Annotated in this window: 4 protein-coding genes; all 4 read right to left on the bottom strand. The window is 57.6% G+C overall.

Annotated elements, in window-relative coordinates:
• Positions 1 to 45 precede the first annotated feature (45 nt).
• Positions 46 to 351, bottom strand: coding sequence for a hypothetical protein (locus GR197_RS32830; RefSeq protein ID WP_131711125.1), 306 nt, complete (start codon positions 349 to 351; stop codon positions 46 to 48).
• Positions 351 to 1,916, bottom strand: coding sequence for an IS66 family transposase (gene tnpC, locus GR197_RS31285; protein ID WP_131711142.1), 1,566 nt, complete (start codon positions 1,914 to 1,916; stop codon positions 351 to 353). Before tnpC ends, GR197_RS32830 begins: the two co-directional genes overlap by 1 nt.
• Positions 1,917 to 1,987: 71 nt before the next feature.
• Positions 1,988 to 2,335, bottom strand: a complete 348-nt coding sequence (gene tnpB, locus GR197_RS31280) for an IS66 family insertion sequence element accessory protein TnpB (protein WP_007636277.1) — start codon at positions 2,333 to 2,335, stop codon at positions 1,988 to 1,990.
• Positions 2,332 to 2,676 carry an IS66-like element accessory protein TnpA gene (tnpA, locus tag GR197_RS32940; protein ID WP_404943425.1) on the bottom strand — a complete coding sequence of 115 codons (345 nt, stop codon included), beginning with the start codon at positions 2,674 to 2,676 and terminating at the stop codon, positions 2,332 to 2,334. The genes tnpB and tnpA overlap by 4 nt, the downstream gene beginning before the upstream one ends.
• Positions 2,677 to 2,798 lie beyond the last annotated feature (122 nt).

Genomic DNA, 2,798 nt, shown 5'->3' with positions numbered 1-2,798 from the left:
GTGAGCGTCCGGCGAACGCATTTTCGCGCGCTCGATCGGCCGATTCTATGGGACGCGCTTCACCTCATCGACCATGACACGCTCGATCATCTCGGGATCGCATTGTTCATCGACGAGGAATTGGCGGATTCCACCATCCCACGTCCGTATGTCGGCGAGGAGACTTTGAAGGTCGTCGATTCCATTTTCGGTCAGACCCTTCGTGCCATCTTCAGTGCCATCGCGCACATAAACCAATTCGCCCTCGGCGATATTGTCCGAGTTGGCGGTCACCTCCTCGATGAGTTCGAGGTTCTCGCCGATCATGCTGGCGACTTCTTTCAGCGTATAGATGAACCTTGAACGTGCCATCACGCAGCCTCGCATCGGTCTTTCGCCGGCGTCCAAAGCCAGGGCAGTAATTCCTGGAGGCGGTCCTTGGGGTGATCCTGTATCCGGGTCAGGACGTCTGTCAGATAGATCTCCGGATTGTGGCCATGGAGTTTGGCAGTCTCAATGATGGTCAGAATATTGGCGATGCGCTCACCGCCTTTGTCTGACCCGGCAAATAGCCAGTTTTTTCTTCCGATTCCAAGCGGTCTCATGGCGCGCTCGGCTATGTTGTTGTCGATCTCAACACGGCCATCGTCGATGTAAACGCTCAACGCTGCCCACCGCGAGAGGGCATATCGCATCGCTTCAGCCAGCTTCTGCTTCTGTGGCAGCGTCAAAAGCGTAGCCTCAATCCAGACTTTCAGTTCTCCCAGAATGGGTTTGGCGTGTTGTTGGCGCAGTGTACGTCGCTCGTCAGCCACCATGCCACGGATACGATCCTCGATATCGTAGAGCGCTCCAATGCGCGACAGGGCTTCGTCAGCGATCGGCGACGGCTTCAGCTTGATCACATCATGGAACTTGCGGCGTACATGCGCCATGCAGGCGGCCTCGACGATCTGGTTGCCGTAGAGCTTCTTGTAACCCCCATAGCCATCGGCATGCATCACACCGCTGAAGTTTGCGAGGTGGTCAGCCGGATGCGCTCCTTTTCGGTCGGGGCTATAGTAATAGGCGATCGCGCCGGGAGTGGGATCCTGGTAACCGCTTCCATCGAAGACGTAGACCCAGACCCTGCCGGTTTTTGTTTTTCCTCGTCCCGGGTCGAGAACATCGACAGGGGTATCGTCCGTGTGTATTCGATCGACCGCCGCGACGTGCGCTCTGATCGCCAAGACGAGCGGCGCAAGCAGAATGGACACGCGGCCAACCCAGTCCGCCATGACAGAGCGGGAGATGTCTATTCCCAGCCGGTCGTACATCTCGGATAGGCGGTAGAGAGGGATATGATCGTCGAATTTGGCGATCATGATATGGGCGAGCAATCCCGGTCCGGGCTTGCCACGCTCGATCGGTAAAGTCGGCATTTCGCCTGCCACCGTCGTGTCGCACTCCCTACAGATCATGCGCTTTTCGATATGACGGACAATCTTGATGGACGCCGGCACGTGCTCCATCACCTGGACCACCCTGTCGGCGGCTTTCAGGAACGATGTGCCACCACAGGTCGGACAATTGCAGGGCGCGGCATAGACCAGCTCTTCGGTGGGAAGACCATCGGGCAACGGTTTGCGCTTCGGCTTGTCCGGGGTGTCGTTCAACTCCGGCAAAGGAGCTTTCCCGGAGCGCATCTCAGCCTCGGCACGAGAGGCCTCGATCTCCTCCAGCATCAGTTCGAATTGTTCGATCTTCCGGTCGATCTTTTCCGAAGAAGCGCCATGCTGCCGATGGCGGAGCAGTTCCAGTTGCGCGCGCAGAAGCCCGATAATGGAGTCGCGCTTGATGACTTCGGCTTCCTGGCTCTCAAGTTTCGCCGCCTGTTCCGCGACGAGTGCGCGCAAAACAGATAGCTCGTCCTGACTGTCCAGCGGCGTTGTTTCCATATCCGCAAACATAGCCGATTTGCGTTTGAAGCACCAGAATTTTCCCCGGATGTCCTTGCAAAATATAGCTTTTAACCCGTTCTGCCGGGAGCGGAAGTCCATGCCGGGCGGCGCCAGTCGATCCCTTCGACAAGCATCGAAAGCTGCGCCTGCGTCAGGTGCGCAACGCCTTCTTTCGCTGTTGGCCACGGAAAGTATCCGCGTTCCAAAATCTTGTAAAACAGGCAGAACCCTTGGCCATCCCACCATAAAAGTTTGATCCGATCGGCCCGTTTTCCGCGGAAGCCGAAGATCGCGCCGGAACCTGGCGCCTCCTTAATAGCCGCCTCGACCAACGCCGACAGTCCATCAATTCCACGCCGCATGTCGGTCACTCCGCAGGCAAGATAGACCCGGACATTCCCGGAAGGCCCGATCATGCCGCCTCCACGCAAGCGATCAACGACCCGAGCATCCTTAGCTCCACGTCAGCCGGAACCCTCAAGCACCGACCGTTTCGTAGCGAGATCTCGATGACCGCTGGCGTCGGTGGCGTGTCAGGTGCCTGGGTAGCGCTCACCTCCTCGGTGATTTCCACCGGAAGGAACATCGCTGGTCGACCGACATAGCTGAAGGACTGCCGCCACAAACGGATCTGGCCAGGATGAATGTCATGCCGGCGAGCCACATCACCAATGCGAACACCAGGTTGATCCGCTTCTGTCAATATCCTCAGTTTCGCCTCGTCCGACCACCGACGCCTACGCTCAGTGCCGGACATGATCTCCATGCGAGCCATGCAACCTCTTCGATCTGGTATTAATGTCAGCACTAATGCTGGTTCTAATGCCAGAACATCGCCCGATTTGCCCGATCAGCAAAATCCGCTCGCCGGACGCTCAC

Origin of the sequence: Rhizobium phaseoli (assembly GCF_010668805.1) — a bacterium.
GTDB classification, from domain to species: domain Bacteria; phylum Pseudomonadota; class Alphaproteobacteria; order Rhizobiales; family Rhizobiaceae; genus Rhizobium; species Rhizobium phaseoli_A.
Note: the sequence above shows the minus strand (reverse complement) of the source record. Positions and strands in the feature narration are given on the sequence as shown.

What these genes read in the sequence shown, in the direction of transcription:
- tnpA (WP_404943425.1), bottom strand. Translation starts at nt 2,676, where the DNA reads ATGTCCGGCACTGAGCGTAGGCGTCGGTGGTCGGACGAGGCGAAACTG.
- tnpB (WP_007636277.1), bottom strand. Translation starts at nt 2,335, where the DNA reads ATGATCGGGCCTTCCGGGAATGTCCGGGTCTATCTTGCCTGCGGAGTG.
- tnpC (WP_131711142.1), bottom strand. Translation starts at nt 1,916, where the DNA reads ATGGAAACAACGCCGCTGGACAGTCAGGACGAGCTATCTGTTTTGCGC.
- GR197_RS32830 (WP_131711125.1), bottom strand. Translation starts at nt 351, where the DNA reads ATGGCACGTTCAAGGTTCATCTATACGCTGAAAGAAGTCGCCAGCATG.